General features: G+C 70.8%; 17 protein-coding genes. 9 read left to right on the plus strand and 8 right to left on the minus strand.

Annotation, left to right across the window (positions count from 1 at the left end; translation table 11 throughout):
* Window positions 1–876 (minus strand): hypothetical protein (locus tag K8640_RS43175; protein ID WP_370640375.1); only part of this gene is annotated, 876 nt, incomplete at its 3' end.
* A gap of 45 nt (window positions 877–921) precedes the next feature.
* On the opposite strand from K8640_RS43175, the gene K8640_RS21795 reads away from it, so the two are divergent.
* From K8640_RS21795 to rsmA, 4 genes are all read left to right on the plus strand, one after another.
* Window positions 922–2,790: a DnaJ domain-containing protein gene (locus K8640_RS21795; RefSeq protein ID WP_370640376.1), complete on the plus strand. Its 1,869-nt coding sequence runs from the start codon at window positions 922–924 to the stop codon at window positions 2,788–2,790.
* Window positions 2,791–2,946: 156 nt separating this feature from the next.
* Window positions 2,947–5,616, plus strand: coding sequence for a response regulator (locus tag K8640_RS21800; RefSeq protein ID WP_223748788.1), 2,670 nt, complete (start codon window positions 2,947–2,949; stop codon window positions 5,614–5,616).
* 55 nt (window positions 5,617–5,671) lie between these two features.
* Window positions 5,672–6,667 carry a tRNA (adenosine(37)-N6)-threonylcarbamoyltransferase complex transferase subunit TsaD gene (tsaD, locus tag K8640_RS21805; protein ID WP_141330397.1) on the plus strand — a complete coding sequence of 332 codons (996 nt, stop codon included), beginning with the start codon at window positions 5,672–5,674 and terminating at the stop codon, window positions 6,665–6,667.
* A 15-nt stretch (window positions 6,668–6,682) separates the two neighbouring features.
* Window positions 6,683–7,561: a 16S rRNA (adenine(1518)-N(6)/adenine(1519)-N(6))-dimethyltransferase RsmA gene (gene rsmA, locus K8640_RS21810; RefSeq protein WP_223748789.1), complete on the plus strand. Its 879-nt coding sequence runs from the start codon at window positions 6,683–6,685 to the stop codon at window positions 7,559–7,561.
* A gap of 22 nt (window positions 7,562–7,583) precedes the next feature.
* On the opposite strand, the gene K8640_RS21815 is transcribed toward rsmA, so the two are convergent.
* The gene (locus tag K8640_RS21815) at window positions 7,584–7,862 is read right to left on the minus strand and encodes a hypothetical protein (protein ID WP_074957972.1); all 279 of its coding nucleotides are present in this window, start codon (window positions 7,860–7,862) and stop codon (window positions 7,584–7,586) included.
* 239 nt (window positions 7,863–8,101) lie between these two features.
* On the opposite strand from K8640_RS21815, the gene K8640_RS21820 reads away from it, so the two are divergent.
* From K8640_RS21820 to K8640_RS21840, 5 genes are all read left to right on the plus strand, one after another.
* Window positions 8,102–8,746 (plus strand): deoxynucleoside kinase, encoded by a 645-nt coding sequence (locus K8640_RS21820; protein ID WP_046712230.1) that lies wholly within the window; start codon window positions 8,102–8,104, stop codon window positions 8,744–8,746.
* Window positions 8,747–8,912: 166 nt separating this feature from the next.
* Window positions 8,913–9,833, plus strand: a complete 921-nt coding sequence (gene panB / locus K8640_RS21825; RefSeq protein WP_223748790.1) for a 3-methyl-2-oxobutanoate hydroxymethyltransferase — start codon at window positions 8,913–8,915, stop codon at window positions 9,831–9,833.
* A gap of 3 nt (window positions 9,834–9,836) precedes the next feature.
* Window positions 9,837–10,691: a pantoate--beta-alanine ligase gene (gene panC, locus K8640_RS21830; RefSeq protein ID WP_223748791.1), complete on the plus strand. Its 855-nt coding sequence runs from the start codon at window positions 9,837–9,839 to the stop codon at window positions 10,689–10,691.
* Window positions 10,692–10,707: 16 nt separating this feature from the next.
* Window positions 10,708–11,196 (plus strand): SsrA-binding protein SmpB, encoded by a 489-nt coding sequence (smpB, locus tag K8640_RS21835; protein WP_141330392.1) that lies wholly within the window; start codon window positions 10,708–10,710, stop codon window positions 11,194–11,196.
* Window positions 11,197–11,231: 35 nt separating this feature from the next.
* Window positions 11,232–11,759: a ClpXP protease specificity-enhancing factor SspB gene (locus K8640_RS21840; RefSeq protein WP_223748792.1), complete on the plus strand. Its 528-nt coding sequence runs from the start codon at window positions 11,232–11,234 to the stop codon at window positions 11,757–11,759.
* Between the two features lie 270 nt (window positions 11,760–12,029).
* Here the strand turns inward: K8640_RS21840 and K8640_RS21845 are convergent, their stop codons facing one another.
* From K8640_RS21845 to K8640_RS21870, 6 genes are all read right to left on the minus strand, one after another.
* Window positions 12,030–14,015 (minus strand): serine/threonine-protein kinase, encoded by a 1,986-nt coding sequence (locus K8640_RS21845; RefSeq protein WP_223748793.1) that lies wholly within the window; start codon window positions 14,013–14,015, stop codon window positions 12,030–12,032.
* Window positions 14,016–14,043: 28 nt separating this feature from the next.
* A complete protein-coding gene (locus K8640_RS21850; protein ID WP_141330386.1) occupies window positions 14,044–14,382 on the minus strand; it encodes a DUF971 domain-containing protein in 339 nt (112 codons plus the stop codon).
* A 72-nt stretch (window positions 14,383–14,454) separates the two neighbouring features.
* Window positions 14,455–16,164 (minus strand): HD domain-containing phosphohydrolase, encoded by a 1,710-nt coding sequence (locus tag K8640_RS21855; RefSeq protein ID WP_223748794.1) that lies wholly within the window; start codon window positions 16,162–16,164, stop codon window positions 14,455–14,457.
* Window positions 16,165–16,183: 19 nt separating this feature from the next.
* On the minus strand, window positions 16,184–17,077 hold the full coding sequence (locus K8640_RS21860; RefSeq protein ID WP_141330382.1) for a peptidoglycan-binding protein LysM: 894 nt from the start codon (window positions 17,075–17,077) through the stop codon (window positions 16,184–16,186).
* Window positions 17,074–17,523 carry a FecR family protein gene (locus K8640_RS21865; RefSeq protein ID WP_194869416.1) on the minus strand — a complete coding sequence of 150 codons (450 nt, stop codon included), beginning with the start codon at window positions 17,521–17,523 and terminating at the stop codon, window positions 17,074–17,076. Before K8640_RS21865 ends, K8640_RS21860 begins: the two co-directional genes overlap by 4 nt.
* A 36-nt stretch (window positions 17,524–17,559) precedes the next feature.
* Window positions 17,560–18,363 (minus strand): carbon-nitrogen hydrolase family protein, encoded by an 804-nt coding sequence (locus tag K8640_RS21870; protein WP_223748795.1) that lies wholly within the window; start codon window positions 18,361–18,363, stop codon window positions 17,560–17,562.
* Between the last annotated feature and the right edge of the window lie 205 nt (window positions 18,364–18,568).

The following is an 18,568-nucleotide window of genomic DNA, read 5'->3' on the forward strand; positions in this document are numbered from 1 at the left end:
GCCCGCATCCGTGCGGAGGAAGAGCGTCGAGCCGAAGAGGCGCGACTGGCCGAAGAGGCCCGCCTCGCTGAAGAGGCGCGGCTGGCTGAAGAGGCTCGTCTCGCTGAAGAGGCTCGTCTCGCTGAAGAGGCCCGCCTTGCTGAAGAGGCCCGCCTTGCTGAAGAGGCCCGGCTTCGTGCGGAGGAGGAGCGCCGGGCTGAAGAGGCCCGTCTCGCTGAAGAAGCTCGGCTTGCTGAAGAGGCCCGTCTCGCTGAAGAGGCGCGGCTTCGTGCGGAGGAGGAGCGTCGGGCCGAAGAGGCCCGCCTTGTCGAAGAGGCCCGCCTCGCGGAAGAAACGCGACTGGCTGAAGAGGCTCGCCTGGCCGAAGAGGCCCGGTTGGCTGAAGAGGCCCGTCTCGCTGAAGAGGCGCGGCTTCGTGCGGAGGAAGAGCGTCGGGCCGAAGAGTCTCGCCTTCGTGAAGAGGAAGGACGTCGGGCTGAAGAGGCTCGTCTCGTTGAGGAAGCGCGAGTGGCAGAAGAGGCTCGCGCTGCGGAAGCGGCCCGGCAGGCAGAGGAAGCCCGCGTGGCCGAAGAGGAGCGTCTCACAGAGGAGGCCCGCGTAGCCGAAGAGGCTCGCCTTGCTGAAGAAGCTCGGCTTCGTGAAGAGGACGAGCGCCTCGCGGAGGAAGCCCGCCTCGCCGAAGAAGCCCGTCGCGCCGAAGAGCTCCGACTCGAGGTCGAGCGTCGCAGGGCCGACGCGGTCCGCCGCGCGAAAGAGGCACGTCAGGCCGAACAGGCCCGCCTCGCGGAAGAACAGCACCAGGCCGAACAGGCCCGCCTCGCGGAAGATCAGCACCAGGCCGAGCAGGCCCGTCTCGCGGAGACCCAGGCCCTCCAACTCCCTGCCCCCACGGCCTCCACCCAGGAGGACATCGGCGAGCTGATGCTCGACGTCGGCGACATCATCCCCGCCGACGACGTCGAGGAAGTCCCACCTCCCTCCTCATCCCGCGCCTCCAACGTCCCGCCGCTCGCGGCCTCCTCCCAATCCGGCCTCCCCCTCCATGGCGAGAGCCGCGAGGCCCTCCGCTCCGCCAGGGACCGCGCCCAGGCCGAGCTCCTCCACGACATGGAGGAGGCCCTTCGTCGCTCGAAGTCCCAGCCCCTCGAGCCCTGGCTCGCGGAGGAGCCGGCGCGCTCCGTCGTCCCGCCCACCCGCACCAAGGACCAGGTCCCCGTCCAGGACGAGTCCTGGCGCGCGACGCAGACCTCCCTCACCCCAGAGCCGGAGCCCGAGGACCTCCCCCTGCTCGAGGCCGAACCCGAGCCCGAGCTCTGGGCGGAGGCCGTCCCCGCCGCCGAGCCGCTCCCCACCCCGCCGCCCCGCGCCGCCTCAGGCCCCCCCGTCCTCACGCCGGTCGACCCCCCCGTTCTCACGGCGGACATGGACACCCTCATCGAGGGCTCCCCCGAGGACGCCGCCGACGACAGCCTGTGGGCCTCCCGTCCGGCCCCAGTCGCCGCGCCGCCCCCTCTGCGCCTGGGGCCCACGCCCGCCAAGAACAAGCGAGCCAGCGAGGACGACCTGTGGCGCATCGTCTCCTTCGACAAGGACGAAGCCGCCGAAACCCTCACGGCCTCCTTCGAAGCCGCCCTCCAGCAGGTGGATGCCCACCTGGAAACGCTCGTCCGCTCGGATGTCAATCAGGCGAACGTCGGCGCGGAGGAGCCCCCGGTCGAAGCCATCGTCGAAGCAACCATTGAAGCGGACTTCGAGACCTTCCCCGGTGACAACACCGGCCCAACTGGCGAGACTGCGTGGTCCGAGCCGTCTGGAGACTTGGACGACTGGGACTTCGACGAGGACGACGTGGCGGCAGACCCCTCCAATCCCGACGAGGCCGCGAAGCTCCGGCGCCAGCGCTTGCTGCGCCGTGCGATGGAGAACATGGGCGTGCTCGGAGGACGCGGGACCCCCGCCGCCCCCGTGGGCGCCGCCCCTGTCACCGAGTCCGGCCCCGCCGTGCCCGCCGCCCCCACCGAGCCCCCCAAGCCGGACGAGGCCCGTCAGGCCCAGCTCATCGAGCAGCGCTACGCCGACGTGCAGGCCCGCAAGGATCACTTCTACGTCCTCGGCGTCCCCCAGGATGCCCCCAGGGATCAGGTGAAGGCCGCCTTCCTGAGCCTGGCCAAGGTCTTCCACCCCGACAGGCTGCCGCCGACGCTGCCGCACCTGGCGCAGAAGATAACGTCCGTCTTCGAGGCCATCCGCGAGGCCTACGAGGTCCTCTACGACGACGCCCGCCGCAAGGCCTACATCCAGACGCTCCAGGCCCAGCAGTCGCTGCCCAAGGCGCCGCCAGCGCCGGGCGGGTCCTCCGGGTCCGCGCGCCCCGCACCGGGACGCCCGGAGAGCAGCCCCGATGACCTCTACAAGATGGGCGAGGTCTACTTCCGCAAGCGCGACTTCACCACCGCGTCGGAGCACTACGAGCGCGCCCACGCCCTGGACCCCAAGGCCACCTACCTGGCCGCGCGCGCCTGGGCCATCTACATGGACCCCGCCCGGAAGGCGGACATGCCCAAGGCCAAGCAGATGATGCTGGACGCGGTCAAGGCCGACCCGAACTGCGACCGCGCGCACTACCAGCTGGGCGTCATCGCCCGGGTCGAGGGCGACATGGACCGGGCCGAGCGCCACTTCCGCGAGGCGGTGCGCGCCAACTCCAAGCACCTGGAGGCCAACCAGGAGCTGCGGCTGATCGACATGCGCAAGAAGAACCCACCCAAGAAGGGCGGGTTCTTCCGCTGAGGCCGCGCTCGTAGCGCTTCACCCCGCGCCCGGGCGGCCGGGGGGCAGCCAGTCCCTCCGTCGTTCCAACCCATTGACATGCCTGGAAAGCGGGCAGGATGCTCCCCGCGCCGGGCTCTTCCGCGAATCGTCCTCCGTAGATGAAAGGCAAGTAACGTGGCCAAGCAGCACCTGCTCCTGGTGGATGGGGACGCGAAGAGTCTCCGCGTGATGGAGGTCAGCCTGAAGAAGGCGGGCTTCTCCGTGACGACGGCCATCCACGGCAAGGACGCCATCGAGAAGGTGCAGATCAGCCCACCGGACCTGGTGCTCGCGGACACCAAGATGCCGGAGATGGACGGCTTCGAGCTGTGCAAGGCGCTCAAGTCCGACGAGCGCTTCAAGTTCATCCCGTTCGTCTTCCTGACGAGTCAGAAGTCGGTCGAGTTCAAGGTGCGCGGCCTGGAACTGGGCGGCGACGACTACCTGACCAAGCCGATCTACATCAAAGAGATCGTCACCCGCGTGAAGATGATCCTCCAGAAGGCGGAGAAGGAGAGGATCGAGAAGCGGGAGACGACGAAGGGTGGCTTCGGCGGCAGCCTCGCGGACATGGGCGTGGTGGACCTGGTCCAGACGTTCGAGATCGGCCGCAAGACGGGCGTCATCTCCATCCAGGGCGAGCGCACCGGCACCGTCTACTTCAAGGAAGGCCGCGTCATCGACGCGGAGCTGGGTCGGCTCAAGGGCGAGAACGCCTTCTACCGGCTGCTCAACACCTTCGAGGGACAGTTCGACGTCCAGTTCACCTCGCTGGACCGCCCCGAGCGCATCGAGATCTCCACGCAGGGCCTGCTGATGGAGGGCATGCGTCGCCTCGATGAGTGGGGCCGCATGCTCGAGCAGCTGCCGCCGTTGGAGACGGTGTTCGAGATCGACTACCACCAGCTCGCCGACCGGCTCTCGGAGATTCCCGACGAGGTGAACGGCCTGTTGCGCTTGTTCGACGGCAAGCGCGCGCTGAGCCGCGTGGTGGAGGACTCGGACTTCGAGGACCTGGCCGCGCTGGGCATCATCAGCAAGCTGTACTTCGAGGGCCTCATCCGGGAGCTGGGCAACGCGCCGCTGGAGCCGGTGCAGAGCAGCAAGCCCGGCATCGAGCAGTGGCTCAACGCGGCCCCGCCGCCCACGCCCATCGAGCCCGCGCCGCCGGAGCCCGTCGCCCCCGAGCCCGTCGCCCCTCCGCCGGAGCCGGCCGCGCGGGTGATGCCGCCCAGCGTGCTCGCGCCGCCCGCGGGCGTCGAGGAGGAGCCCGTCACGGCTCCGCCCGAGGAGCCCGAGCCCACGCCCGCCGCCCCCGCGCACGCGGTGCCCGCCAACGTCGTCGTGTTCCCCGCGCGCCCCAAGCGCCCCCTGGGCATGGTGGACGAGACGGCGGACGCGGATGGCGAAGCGCCCACGCTGCCTCCGGCCGTCGCGGAGGGGTCGTCCTTCCTCGTGGAGCCGCCGCCGGCGCATCGCGCGACGGAGCACGCGCGCCGCAGCCTGCTGCTCGACTGGAACCGCGTGGACACCGAGGGCATCAGCGCGCCCACCACGTGGGGCCCGTCCTCCGTGTGGGCCTCGGGCCCGCGAGGCTTCGGAGGGCAGGGGGGCTCCGCGCCGCAGCCCGCGCCCGTCTCCGAGCCGCCCGCGCCCGCGCGAGCGCCCATCTTCGGAGGCGCGGCGGTGGGGCCCAACCCGTTCCCGCCCGTGCCGCCACCCGCGCCCGCGCCTCCGTCGTCCGAGGTGACGCTGGTGAGCGGCCGCGACGTCCCGGCCGTCGACGTCGACACCCTCCCCGAGGTGGAAGAGGTCCCCGCCGCGCCGCCGCAGCAGCTCGCCCTGCCGCCCTATCCGGGGCATGGCGCGCCCGAGCGCCCGGCGGCCCCCTCCATCCCGGAGGAGCCGCTGACGCCAGCCGCGCCGCCGCCCACGCTCATCACCCCCGCGACGCCGCAGTCCATCGTGGCCCCCACGCCCGTGGCGCCTCCGGTGCTCGCGCAGACGCCGAAGCCCGCGACGCCGACGCCGGCACCGCCCGTGTCCCATGCGGAGGACGTGGCGGCGGTGCGCCCGCGTCGCACGGGCCTCTATGTGGGCGGCGCGCTGCTGCTCATCGGCGCCGTGGTCGCGGTGGTGGCGTTCGGCGGCGGGGACAAGCCTCCCGCCGAGACGCCCCCGAAGGTGGACACGGTCCAGACGCCCGGGCCCCAGAAGCCCGCCGCGGTCATCGCGCCGGTGGCCGAGCCCGACTCGGGCACCACCGCCGTGGTCCAGGCCCCGGTCGACGCGGGCGCGCAGGGAACGACCGACGCGGGGAGCGCCGTCGTCCAGACGCCGCCCGCCGCCGTGGACGCCGGTACCGCCGTGGTGGAGGCGCCTGCCTCCGGCGCGGACTCGGGCACCCCCGTCGCCCCGGCGGTGGACCCGGAGGTCGAGTACGCGAGCCTCATCAAACAGGCCAAGAGCGCCACGGTGGGCGGACGGCACAAGACGGCGGCCGCGAACTACCGCAAGGCGATGGGCCTCAAGCCGGACTCCACCGAGGCCAAGGCCGGGCTGGGCATCGCCCTGGTGAACGGCTTCGAGTCCGAGTCCGCCTTCCGCGAGGCCACCAAGCTGCTGGTGGACGTGGTCCGGGACGATGAGAAGAACGCGAGGGCCTGGCTGTCGCTCGGCATGGCGTACCAGTCCATCGGCAAGAATTCCGAGGCGGGACGGGCCTACAACCAGTATTTGAAGCTGGAACCGTCGGGGGCCTCCGCCAACGAGGTCCGCGCCATGCTCAAGTCGCTCGGCAACTGAGCGGGCGGCGGACGTCCTGGTCGCTCCCGCCCTGCTGGAAGTGAAGTGAGTCGCCTTGCTCGTCCTCGGCCTGGAAACCTCCTGTGATGAGACCGCCGCCGCCCTCGTGGAGGACGGCCGGCGCGTGCTGTCGGACGTCGTCTCCACCCAGGTGGACATCCACCGTCGCTGGGGCGGGGTGGTGCCGGAGCTCGCCTCGCGCAACCACATCGTCCAGGTGATGCCGGTGGTGCACGAGGCGCTCACGCGCGCCCAGAAGACGCTCGACGACGTGGACCTCATCGCCGTCACGTCCGGCCCGGGGCTCATCGGCGCGCTGCTGGTGGGGCTGCAGGTGGCCAAGGGGCTGAGCCTCGCCACCGGCAAGCCCTTCGTCGGCGCCAACCACCTCGAGGGCCACCTGCTCGCCATCCGGCTCCTGGAGGACGCGCCGGAGCCGCCGTTCCTCGGGCTCGTCGTCTCCGGTGGGCACACCAGCCTCTACGAGGTGAAGGAGTTCGGGCACTACCGGCTGGTGGGCAGCACGCGCGACGACGCCGCGGGCGAGGCCTACGACAAGACGGCGCGCATCCTCGGGTTGCCGTACCCGGGCGGGCTGCCCATCGACCAGCTCGCGCAGAAGGGGAACCCGGAGGCCATCCGCTTCCCGCGCGCGCTGCCCGGCGACAACTTCGATGTCTCCTTCTCCGGCCTGAAGACGGCGGTGCTGCAGCACACGAAGAAGCACGGCGTTCCGGAGGGGCAGGCGCTCGCGGACCTGTGCGCGTCCTTCCAGGAGGCGGTGGCGGACGTGCTGTCCAAGAAGCTGGTGGCCGCCGCGCGCCGGCTGGGCCACAAGCAGCTGGTGCTGTGCGGGGGCGTGGCCGCCAACTCGCGCCTCAGGGCCCTGTGTCAGCAGCGCGCCGAGGAGCGGGGGCTGCGCATGTTCCTGCCGCCGGTGCGTTTGTGCACGGACAATGGCGCGATGATCGCCGTCGCGGGGTATGAGGCGTGGCGCCGCGGCTTGCGCGGTGATTTCCGCCTGGCGGCCGACCCCGCCTGGCGCATGTAGAAGAGGGACACCCGGGTGGAATCGCCGCGAGACATCCTCAAGCGCCACGGCCTGCGCGCCAAGTACAGCTGGGGCCAGAACTTCCTCGGAGACGAGGACGCGCTCAGCACCATCGCCGACGCGCTGCACCTGCGCGAGGGCGAGCCCGTTGTCGAGCTGGGCCCGGGCCTGGGCCACCTCACGCGATTCCTCGCCGCCACTGGCGCGAAGGTGACGGCCGTGGAGCGCGACCGGGACATGGTCACGGTGCTGGAGAAGGAGGCGATTCCCGGTGTGCGCGTGGTGGCGGGCAACGCCGCCACCGTGAACTTCGCCGAGGTGGCCGGCGCGCCCGACGTGGCCGTCGCGGGCAATCTTCCGTACCACCTCACCAGCTCCATCCTCTTCCAGGTGCTGGAGCAGCGCGCCCATGTGTCGCGCGCCGTCTTCACGCTCCAGAAGGAGGTGGTGGAGCGCCTGGCCGCGGAGCCTGGCACTCGCGACTACGGCCTGCTCACGGTGCTGCTCGGCCTGCACTTCGACGCGGAGAACGTGCTCACGCTGGAGGCGTGGCGCTTCCATCCGCCACCGAAGGTGGACTCCGCGGTGCTGTCGCTCACGCGCCGCGCGTCACCGCGCGCGCCCATCATCGACGAGGCCCGCTTCACCCGCGTGGTGAAGGCCGCCTTCGCCCAGCGCCGCAAGACGCTGCTCAACTCGCTCAAGTCGGACAAGACGCTGGCCACGCCCGACGCGCTCCTCGCCGCGCTCCAGACGGCGGGAATCGACCCGCAGCGCCGCGCGGAGACGCTCTCGCCGGAGGAGTTCGCCGCCCTGGAGCGCGCGCTCGGACCGGTGGCTCCCGGTCGCTCGCCGCCGTCGGTGGACCTCTCGGACGACGGCGCGGACGAGTAGGGCAGGGGGCCCGGCGCGGGCCCTACCGGCCCCGCAGCCCGAGGAGCTGACCCAGGCCGCCCTGCTGCTCCAGGAACGCCCGGAACTCATCCTCGGGGATGCGCATGCGCGTCAGCACGTCGCGGAGGATGTCCTCCACGGAGCCATCCTTGCGGCGCTTGAGCTCCAGCGCCGTCTTCAGCAGCACGACGCCATAGAGCGGATCCGCCTCCATGGGAGGTGGAGTCTCGGCCTTGGGCGTGGCGCTCGGGCGAGCCTCCTCGAGCCGCACCACTGTCTTCGCCCGCTGCCTCCCACTCATGACCGAAGGGCACCCCGCGCACACGCCATGGAATCGCGCGGCAACCTAGGGGGAGCCCACCCACAGCGTCAAGCGAGCCCTGGGATTCCCGCCGCCACCCCGGGCATGGAAAAATCGCCGGACCCCGGTGCCCAGGTTGTGTTATCCGCGCCCCCACGCGTGGCCCCGCGACCTGTTTTCCCAGGTGGAGAATCACCGGGGCCTCATCGCGCGTTTTCCGGGTCGGGAGGCCTCGGCGGATGGACTACCGGTACATCGTGGTCGAGGGGCCCATTGGCGTCGGCAAGACGAGCCTCTCCAACATCCTCTCCGAGAGGCTGAGCGCGCGCCGCGTGCTCGAGGTCGTGGAGGAGAACCCCTTCCTGTCCAGCTTCTACACGGACCGGCAGAAGTTCGGCTTCCAGACGCAGATCTTCTTCCTCCTGTCGCGCTTCCGGCAGCAGCAGGAGCTGTTCCAGCAGGACCTGTTCCGCTCCGTCACGGTCAGCGACTACCTGTTCGCCAAGGACCGCATCTTCGCCCACCTCAACCTGGACGCCCACGAGCTCGCCCTCTACGAGCGCGTCTTCGAGGCGCTCGGGCCCCGCGTCACCAAGCCCGACGTCGTCGTCTACCTCCAGGCCCGCCTCGACGTGCTGCTGCAACGCATCAAGAAGCGCGGCCGCGAGTTCGAGCGCAAGTTCGACTCCGGCTACCTGGAGGGGCTGGTCCACGCGTACAACAACTTCTTCTTCCACTACACGGAGACGCCGCTCCTCGTGGTGGACACCTCGGACATTGATTTCGTGAATAACGAGGCGGACAGGGAAGACCTGTTGGCAGCCATCCGCAAGGCGAAGCCGGGGACGCAGCACTACCTGCCCAAGGCGTCGCGGCGTCCCTGAAATCGGCCTCCCGACGGGTCGCCCGCTTGTTGAGGCCCCACGGCCGGGGCGAGGGCGTTAGAGTGCGGGGGTCGGCTTCGAAGCTTCCGGCGATCCCTGACGGGACGGCGAGGGGCCCGGGGTCGGCACTTTGCCGTATCCACCCTCACCCAACAGGAGGTGAACCGTGAAGGACAAGGTCACCATCCATTCGCTGAAGCGCCTGAAGCAGATCGGCCAGAAGATCTGCATGGTCACCGCGTACGACGCCACGTTCGCCCACATCCTCGACCAGTCGGGCGCGGACGTGCTGCTCATCGGTGACTCGTTGGGCATGGTCATCCAGGGCCATGACTCCACGCTGCCCGTGACGATGGACCAGATGGTCTACCACTCGGCGGCGGTGGCTCGCGGCACCAAGCGCGCCCACGTCGTGGCCGACCTGCCCTTCATGAGCTACCAGGTGTCCGTCCAGGAGGCGGTCCGCAACGCGGGCAGGCTCATCTCCGAGGGTGGCGCGGGCAGCGTGAAGCTGGAGGGCGGCGCCGAGTTCGCGGACACGGTGCGCGCCATCGTCCGCGCGAGCATCCCCGTCATGGGGCACCTGGGCCTGACGCCCCAGTCGGTGCACAAGATGGGCGGCTATGTCGTCCAGGGGCGCGACGAGGACCAGGCCCGGCAGCTCGTGGAGGACGCGCTCGCGCTGGAGGCCGCTGGGGCCTACGCGCTGGTGCTGGAGGGCGTGCCGCTGGAGCTGGCGCGCACGATTACGCAGAAGCTGAGCATCCCCGTCATCGGCATCGGCGCGGGGCGTCACTGCGACGGGCAGGTGCTGGTCTGCTACGACCTCTTGGGGATGAACCCGGACTTCAAGCCCAAGTTCGTCAAGCGCTACGCGGACCTGCACGGCTCCATCACCGGCGCCGCCCAGGTCTACTTCGACGAGGTCCGCCAGGGCGCGTTCCCGGACGACGACCACTCGTTCAAGGCGACCAAGACGCTGCGCGCCGTGGCGCCCGCCGTCCCCGTGCCCGGCCCGCGTGCCGAGGTGCCGGTGGCGGCCGAGGGTGAGGAGAAGATCGGCCCCGTCTACGGAATCCCGGTCTAGCGCATGGCGCCCGCCGTCCTGCGAACCGCGGAGGAAGTGAAGGCGTGGGCGGCGGGTCTTGCCCGTGAGGGGCGCCGGCTCGCGCTGGTGCCCACCATGGGCTACCTGCACGAAGGGCACCTCTCGCTCATCCGCGAGGGGCGCCGTCGCGCCGACGTGGTGGCCGTGTCCATCTTCGTCAACCCCACCCAGTTCGGGCCCAAGGAGGACCTCTCGCGCTACCCGCGCGACTTCGAGGGGGACCTGACGAAGTGTGGCGAGGCCGGAGCGGACGTCGTCTTCGCGCCCACGCCCGAGGTCATGTACCCCCCGGGCTATCAGACGTACGTCGAGGTGACGGAGGTGAGCCAGGGGCTGTGTGGCGAGCGGCGCCCGGGACACTTCCGGGGCGTGGCCACCATCGTCACGCAGCTGCTCGCGCTCTTCCGGCCGGCCGTCGCGCTCTTCGGGGAGAAGGACTACCAGCAGCTGCAGGTCATCAAGGCCTTCAACCGGGATTTGCACCTGGGCGTGGACATCGTCGGAATGCCGACGGTCCGCGAGCCCGACGGGCTGGCGATGAGCAGCCGCAATGCCTACTTGTCCACCGAGGAGCGGCAGCGGGCGCTGTCCCTGTCGCGAGGACTGCGGGCGGCGCTCACCCTTCTTCACGGAGGCACGCGGGATGCCGTGGCCCTGACGGGTGCTGTGCGGCACGAATTGGCCGCGGCGGGCCTGCGCGAGGATTACGTCGCGCTGGTGGATGCCGAGCGCCTGACGCCGCTGGACGTGGTAACGCCGGGGCGGGCTGCTCGCCTGCTCGTGGCGGCCTTCAGCGGCAACACACGCCTCATCGACAACATGGCATTGGGCGGTTAGGAGACCCACGACACGTATGGCATCGGGTGGAAAGTCGAAGGGGCCGGCGGGCGGCGAACAGGTCAGGCTCATCGCCGAGAATCGGCGTGCGCGCTTCGACTACACCGTGGACGAGAAGGTGGAAGCCGGACTGGAGCTGACGGGAAGCGAGGTGAAGTCGCTGCGTGACGGGGTGGCCAATCTCTCGGACGCGTATGCCCTGCCCAAGGGGAGCGAGCTGTTCCTGCTCAATGCCCACATCGGTTCCTACAAGTCCGCCAGCGTGTTCGACCATCTGCCCACACGCGGCCGGAAGCTGCTGATGCACCGGGCGGAAATCGACCGGTGGACCACGAAGGTGCGGGAGCGTGGGTATTCCATCATCCCGCTGATGCTGTATTTCAAGAAGGGGCGCGCGAAGGTGGAGCTCGGGTTGTGTCGGGGCAAGACACACGAGGACCGGCGCCAGGACATCAAGGAGCGGGAGACGAAGCGGGAGATGGACCGGGCCGTGCGCCGACGCTGACGTGGCGCGCCCGAATTTCTCTTCGCCGTACACCGATGGACGACAAGAAGGATTTGGACAAGAAGGAGCGGCTGCTCGCCTCGCTGGACCAGGGGATGGTGATGATCCACCTGGACGCGCGCAGGCCCGGTGTGCTCGTTCCCGCTTCATTGCGAGGAGAGGCGCACCTGCGCCTCAACCTCTCGTATCGCTTCGACCCGCCGGACCTCACGGTGGGCGAGTGGGGCGTGCGCTGCACGCTGAGCTTCTCGGGGTCGCGGTTCAAGGTGGCGGTGCCGTGGTCGGCGCTGTTCGCCATCGCCAGCCACGTGACGAAGGAGTCATGGATGTACATGGAGGACATGCCCCCGGAGCTGCTCCAGCAGCCGGTGGCGGCGCGTCCTCAGCCGCAGCCGGTGCCGGTGGCCTCGGAGCGTCCGCGCACCTTCCTGCGTGAGGTGCCCGCGGAGCCGGTGGCCGAGGAGGCCCCGGTCGCCGCTCCGCCGCCTCCGGAGGTGACTCCCGAGGGGCCGAAGGATGACTCTCCGCCGCCGCGTCGGGGGCACCTGCGTCTGGTGAAGTGACGACCGGAGGGGGCCACGTTCCAGGTGGCCCGCTTCGGACCCGGCTGCTTCCCTCGAAGTACGGACTCCTCCGCGCGCGACTCGACAGCAGCGGGGCCACACGTGCGGCTCACCGCTGCGGCGTTGCCTCAAGCCGCGAGAACTCACCTTCGAGTGCCGTGCCGCGAGCGGCCACCCGTGCGGTGTGCGGCTGACCGCTGAGCGTCACTTCGAGCCGCCCGCTCCTGCGTCCGAGGACCGTGCCTTGCGGCGGGCGGCCACCCATGTGGCTCACTTCTGGAGCGTCGCCTCGAGCCGCGCAGGCTCGCCTCCGGGGAAGGTGCCCTTCCACGGACGATAGCCCTTGAGCCGCACCTGCACGGCGACGGGGCCCTCGGGGTAGAGGTTGTCGAGCGCCAGCGGCGTCGTGCCCACTGGCTTGTCGCCAATCAACACCGTCGCGCCCGAGGGCTCGCTCGTGAGCATGAGCACGGGCGGCGGCATGGGGCGGTTGACGCTCGCCATGAGGCGATTCGCGACGGTGGTGCGGTGCGGCCACAGCCACACGCTGCCGCCCACGGCAAAGGCCACACCCATGAGCAGGACCAGGCGACGTCCCCAGCGCCGAGGCGCCGCGGAGGCGGGGACCTCATCCCAGGTGCTCTCGGGACGAGGAGCCCGCTCCTCGAGCTCCAGTGAATCACCTCGCGCCTGCGTCACGCTGGGCGCGGAGGGGCGACGAGGCGTGGCCTCGATGCTGTCCGCGAGTGACGAGGTGGTGCCCGCGCCGCTCGAAGCAGGCCCGGCACCGCGAGCATTCCTGGCAGGCGCGGCCGTCGCATTGCCCCCCCGGAGCGAGCCCGAAGGAGTGTCTCCGGGAGCCACCTGACGTGAGGTGGCCGAGGCGCCGGGTGTCAGAGGCCCGGCGCCATCCACGGCCGGGGCTTCATCGTCCGCGGCGAGTAAGGCCCCCTGAGGTGCGAAGGGAGATTCCACGGAGGTGTCGAAGGCCCCCGGAGTCGGCGGCGCGAGCCGCTCGGCACAGACGGAGCAGGGCGCGCGCGCCGCGGACAGGAGCGAGCCACACCGCACGCAGCGGTGCAGGAGCCGCCCGCTCGAACTCATCTCGATGCCTGCGGGCCCCGACGCCTCGTCCTCCCCAGCGTCCATCGCATCCAGCGCCCGCGAATCCTCATGTCCAGGCGGTGCCCCGGTTCCCGCCGATGCACCCTGAGCGAGCGCCTCCGCGAGGGGCCCCATGCGCGTCGGCGCCGAGTGCGCGGAAGGGTCGTTCGTGGCGGGGCGCAGGCTCGCGCTCGGACGCGACGGTGATGCACCACTCCTCGACCCCGCTCCTCCAGCCTTCTCCCTCAGCGTGGGAGGAGGTGGCAGGGCCTCGAGGAACGCGGTGAGTCCCTGCGCGCTCGCGGGTTCCCCCGTCTGCGCCAGCCACCTCGCGAGCACCTCACCGAGGGTCTCGGGCGTGGGGAAGCGGGCCTCGGGCGCGCGGGCGAGCATGCGCCGCACGATGTCCGCGAGGGACGCGGGAACCTCGGGAGGCAGCGGCGGCACGTCGCGCGACACGATGGCCAGCGCGACGGAGCCTCCCGACTCCGTGGTGGACGAGAACGGATGTGCGCCCGTGAGCAGCTCATGGAGCACGAGCCCCAGGGAGAACTGGTCACTCAACATGGTGGCGGGCTGGCCCTGGAGGACCTCGGGAGCGCTGTAGGCCTCCTTGCCCTTGAAGTGGCCGGGCGCGGTGTGGGACGCGCCGCTCAGCCGGGCGATGCCGAAGTCCGTCACCTTCACCTCACCCTCGCGGGACACGAGGATGTTGGACGGAGACACATCCCGGTGGGCCATGAGCAACGGCCGCCCCTCGTGGAGCTTGCGGTAGGCGTGGTGCAGCCCCGCGAGCACGTGGAGCGCGATGTGCGCGGCCAGGTGCGGCGGGAAGCGGCGCCCCAGCTTCGAGGTCTGGCGCAGCAGCACGCCCAGGTCCCACCCGTCCACCAGCTCCATCACCAGGAAGAGCCCCGAGGCGCTCTGGGCCACGTCGAACACGGTGGCGATGTTCTGGTGTTGCAACAGCGTGGCGAGTCGGGCCTCGGCCAGGAACATCCGCGCGATGTCGGGCTCCTGGGCCAGGTGGGGGAGGATGCGCTTGATGGCGACGGTGCGCTCGAAGCCCTCGGCGCCCTTCGCCACGCCGAGGAAGAGCTCCGCCATGCCGCCGGTGGCCAGGGGACTGACGAGCCGATAGCGTTCGTTCACGAGGAGTCGCTCCGGGCTCGTGGGCCCTTCAGGAGATGGGCTGCGTGACTTCTCGCAGGAGCTTCCAGGGGTAGATGCCGGTGGTGTGCCCGTCGCTGAAGTTGAACGCCAGCGCGTAGTTGCCCACCGGCTGCAGCTGCTTCACGCGCAGGTCCGCGGGCACCTTCGTCTGGTCCAGCGTGCGTTGGTTCGTCCACTCGTCCACGCAGGCCGCGCACGGGCACTGCTGGCGCAGCAACTGCGCGGTGGCGGCGCTCCGGGCACCGTCATCCCACGTCAGCTCCAGGCGGGAGCCGTCCGGAGACAGGCGGGTGTCCGTCGCGGTGGCGGCGGGAGTCGAGGGCTTGATGCGGTCCCAGAAGCTCAACGTTGCACCTTTCAGAAGCTCAACAGCGGTGCGCCCTCCCTACCATCCTTCGGGCCTGGGGAGGCGCGGGACTCACGAGGCCAGCTTGACGGGCTGCCGGTGGCCCTCCAGCCGCACGCCCTTCTTGGCCAGCACCCGTCGCAGCGCGGCCACCACCTGCGGGTCCAGCTGCGCGCCGGTGAGGGTGTCCAGAATCTCCATCGCCTTCTCCAGCGGCATGGCCTTCTGGTAGGGACGCGTCGACGTGCAGGCGTCGAAGGTGTCCGCGCACCCGACGATGCGGGCGAGCAGGGGGATGTCGTCGCCCTTGAGCCGGTCCGGGTAGCCGGTGCCGTCCCAGCGCTCGTGGTGGTGGCGCACGCACGCGCGCACCGCGCCCAGGAAGCTCACCGGGCCGATGATGGCGTCGCCGATGGCCGGGTGCTCGCGCATGATGGCCATCTCCTGGTCCGTCAGCTTCGTCTGCTTGCAGAGGATGGACTCGACGATGCCAATCTTGCCGATGTCGTGGAGGATGCCGCCGTACTGGAGCTGGCGCAGCTCGCGCTCGGTGAGGTTGAGCTCCCGGCCAATCTCCACCGCCACATCGCCCACCCGCTGGCTGTGACCGCGCGTGTACGCGTCCTTCGAGTCGATGGAGTTGGCCAGCGCGACGATGGTCTCCAGGTAGCCCTTCTCCAGGCTCTCGTAGAGGCCGCGGTTCTCCAGGTCGTACGCGAGCAACTGCTTGCTCATGTAGTTGAACGTCTGGGCCAGCTCCCCGACCTCGTTCTTCTGGGTGATCTTCACCTCGACGCCGAACTTGCCGCGCGCCAGCTCCAACGCGCCCTCGGTGAAGACCTTGAGCGGCCGGGTGAGGGTGCGGGAGAAGAGCGCCGCCAGCACCAGCGCCACCAGGATGGCCGCGCCCAGCCCCAAGAGGATGCGCCGCTCCATCGTCTCCACCTGGTGATAGGCGTGCTCCACGGGTTGCTCGGAGATGATGGCCCAGCCTGTCTCCGGGAGCACCGTGTACGCGGCCACCACCGCGTCGCGCCCCTCGCCGAAGTTGCCCACGTGGAACAGCTCCGCGTCGGGCGTGGTGGCCAGCTGTTGCAGCAGGTGGGCCACGGGGCTTCGCTGCGAGACGTCTCCGCCCAGCGCGCCCACGCCGCCTCCGCCCACGATGAGGCGCCCGCGGCGGTCCGTCAGGTACGCGAAGCCGGTGCTGCCCACGCGCTCCTGCTCGAGCATCTGCCGCAGCCCCGACAGCGACAGGTCCGCGGAGATGAAGCCCTTGACGGGCTCCCCCACGGAGAATGCCACCGTCACGAAGGGCCCGGCTCCATTCGGGGCCACGACGACGTCCGAGTAGCGCAATGTCTCCATGCCGCTCTCGAGCAGCCCCCGGCCCCGCTCCTCGTGCGAGGCGAGCGCGGTAGGGGACACGTCATGCCGAGAGAAGGCCTGCAGCCCGGGCAGCCGCTTGCCGTCCGGACCGAAGACGGTGATGGCCAGCACCTCGCGGCGCTGTGAGAGCACCGCTCCCAGGTGCATCTGCTGCGCCTCGGTGGGCAGCGAGAAGAAGTTCGGCACGCGGGCCAGGCCCAGCACCGCGTCGGTGGGCTCGCCCAGGAAGTTCTCGGCCTTGAGCCGCAGCTGCTTGACGCGCTCCTGCGCCAGCTCCTGGGCGTCGCGCACCAGCAGCTCGCGCGTATGGGAGACGGAGAGCCAGCCCACCATGAGGGTCGGGACGATGCTGACCACCAGCATCAAGAGGAGCATGGCTTTGAACAGGCGCACGGCGCGACTCCTCCAGCAACTACTCCCACGGCCCCGAACGGACCCTGACGGAGATGTTCTCGACCAGTTCGAACCGCCGCGCCCCGGAGGGCTCCGAGCGGCCCGAGGCGCTCACGGCTCTCACCGTCCACCGATACCGTCCTGCCGGCAGCCGCGGCAGCTTCAGCTCGGCCACGGTGGAGGACAGGGTGAGCACATTGGCGCCCGGCGCCTCCCGCGACACCTCGACCTCATAACGCTCGACGCCCGGCTGCGCCGCCCAGGAGAGCTTCACGGGCCCCAGGCCCACGCCCTTCGTGTCCGCCGGGTATTCGAGCCGCGCGCCCTCCGCGGGCTTCTCGGGCTGGGGCACGCTCGGCGGAGGGAGGGAAGGCGGACGCCCCTTCTCCACGAGCACCGTCTCGCCGGGGGCGACGGGGAGGGTGACGCCCTCGGCCTCCACGCGCACCGGTGGGCCCCGGGTGACGCTGACGGTGGTGGTGCCCGCGTCGGGCTCCACCTGGACACTGAAGGTGGAGGGCTGGGGCGCATGCCGCTGCGCCACCAGCGTGCCCGCGGCGTTGGCCGCCTCGGAGGCCTGCGCGTAACGCGCGGTGCGGAAGTGCACCTCCGCCTCCTTCAGACGGGTCTCCGCCTCCGCCGGTCCACCCGCGCTCCGGGCCCGGGCCACCAGCGTGCGCGCCGTCTCCAGCGCCTTGAGCGCCAGCGCCCGCTCCTGACCGGGCAGCTTCAGCCGCGTGCCGGGGGAGACCGCATCCGAGGACAGCGCGTTGAGCGCGCGCAGCTCCGCGGTGGCGCTCGCGTCTCCCAGGGCGCGCTCGGCCACGTCGCGCAGCGACTCCTGCGGCCCCACCACGGTGGTGTCGGGAGGCGCGGCGCACAGCCACGCGAACAGGAGCAGGGTCGTCCTCATTGGAAGACAATCTCCCTTCCCGCCTGGATGGTGGCCCCGGGCGTGGTGACGGATATCGAGTGCTCGGCGGGCTTCGGCAGCTCCGTGTCGATTCGGCCGCGCAGCACCGTGAGGTCCGTGCGCGAGCGCCCCGGCCTGGGCCGCGTCTCCGCGATGCCGATGAGCGAGTCGCCGCCCAGGTGCACCGTGCTGCCGTTGGCCGTGAAGACCAGGTCCGCGCCCGCGCCCGCCTCGGTGCGGACCTTGTCGTTCTCGAACAGGGGCACGCCGTCGCTGGCGGTGCTCCACTCGTCGGCCGTGGCGCGCTTGAGCTGGACGTTGCCCTTCAGTCCCCGCAGGTGAGCGCGCGGCACGGGCGCCGGCGCGAGCGTCGCCGCGGGCATGGCGGGCGCGTCCTCGGCGGTGCAGCCGAGCGGTGAAGCCGGGAGCGCGAGCACGAGCAGCATGGGCAGCCAGGGTCGACCATTCACGAGAATCCCAGGCTAATCCAATCGGCGGTGTCGCAGGCAGGGCAGGTCGCGTCGGATTCGTTTCAGGAGCTCCGGGTCGACCGGCGCCACGGCCAGTCCCTCGCCCTCCGAGGCGCGCGCCGTCACCAACCCCCACGGGTCCACCACCATGGCGTGGCCATACGTGAGCCGCTGCGCCGAGTGTCGGCCTCCCTGGGCGGGCGCCAGCACGTACGCCTGGTTCTCGATGGCCCGGGCTCGCAGCAGCACCTCCCAGTGGTCCTTCCCGGTCATCATCGTGAAGGCCGCCGGGACGGCCAGCAGCGTCGCCCCGTCCTTGGACAGCCGCCGGTAGAGTTCCGGGAACCGTAGGTCGTAGCAGATGGACATCCCCAGCCGGCCCACCGGTGTGTCCGCCGCCACCACCTCCGTCCCCGGCGCCACCGCCGCGGACTCCTGGTAGGTCGCACCATCGCCTACCTCCACGTCGAACAGGTGCATCTTGCGGTAGACGCCCAGCCGCTCACCCTCCGGGCCGAACAGGACGCTGGTGTTGTAGAGCCGACCGCCAGGGGCTCCGGCCTCCAGGACGCTGCCGGACAGGAGCGTCACGCGCAGCTCCCGGGCCAGCTGGGCCATGCGGGACAGGGTGGGGCCCTCGAGCGTCTCGGCGGCGCCGGGGCGCTCGGCCTCGGGGCCCATCCAGGCGAAGTTCTCTGGCAGGCCCACCAGCCGGGCGCCCAGCTCACTGGCCCGTCGGACCAGCCGGGTGGCGACTTCCAGGTTGTGGGCCTTGTCGGCGGTGGACACCATCTGGGCGGCGGCGATGAGGTGCATGGGCCCGTTATAACGCCCGTGCCGGGCGCGGAACCCCTGGGAATTCCTGGCCCTGTTGGGCAGGTTTCAAGGGGCCCTAGAGGGAGCGTCCTTCCTTTACACCCCTCTGGGGGGTGTGTTACGGACGCGCCCGACATTTTTCGATGTGCACCTCGAAAAGTGGGCCGCCGTGCCCGCTTTTCGCGTTTTTGGAGTCTGGTTTCCC

This window comes from Myxococcus sp. XM-1-1-1, assembly GCF_020037095.1.
GTDB classification, from domain to species: Bacteria; Myxococcota; Myxococcia; order Myxococcales; family Myxococcaceae; genus Myxococcus; species Myxococcus fulvus.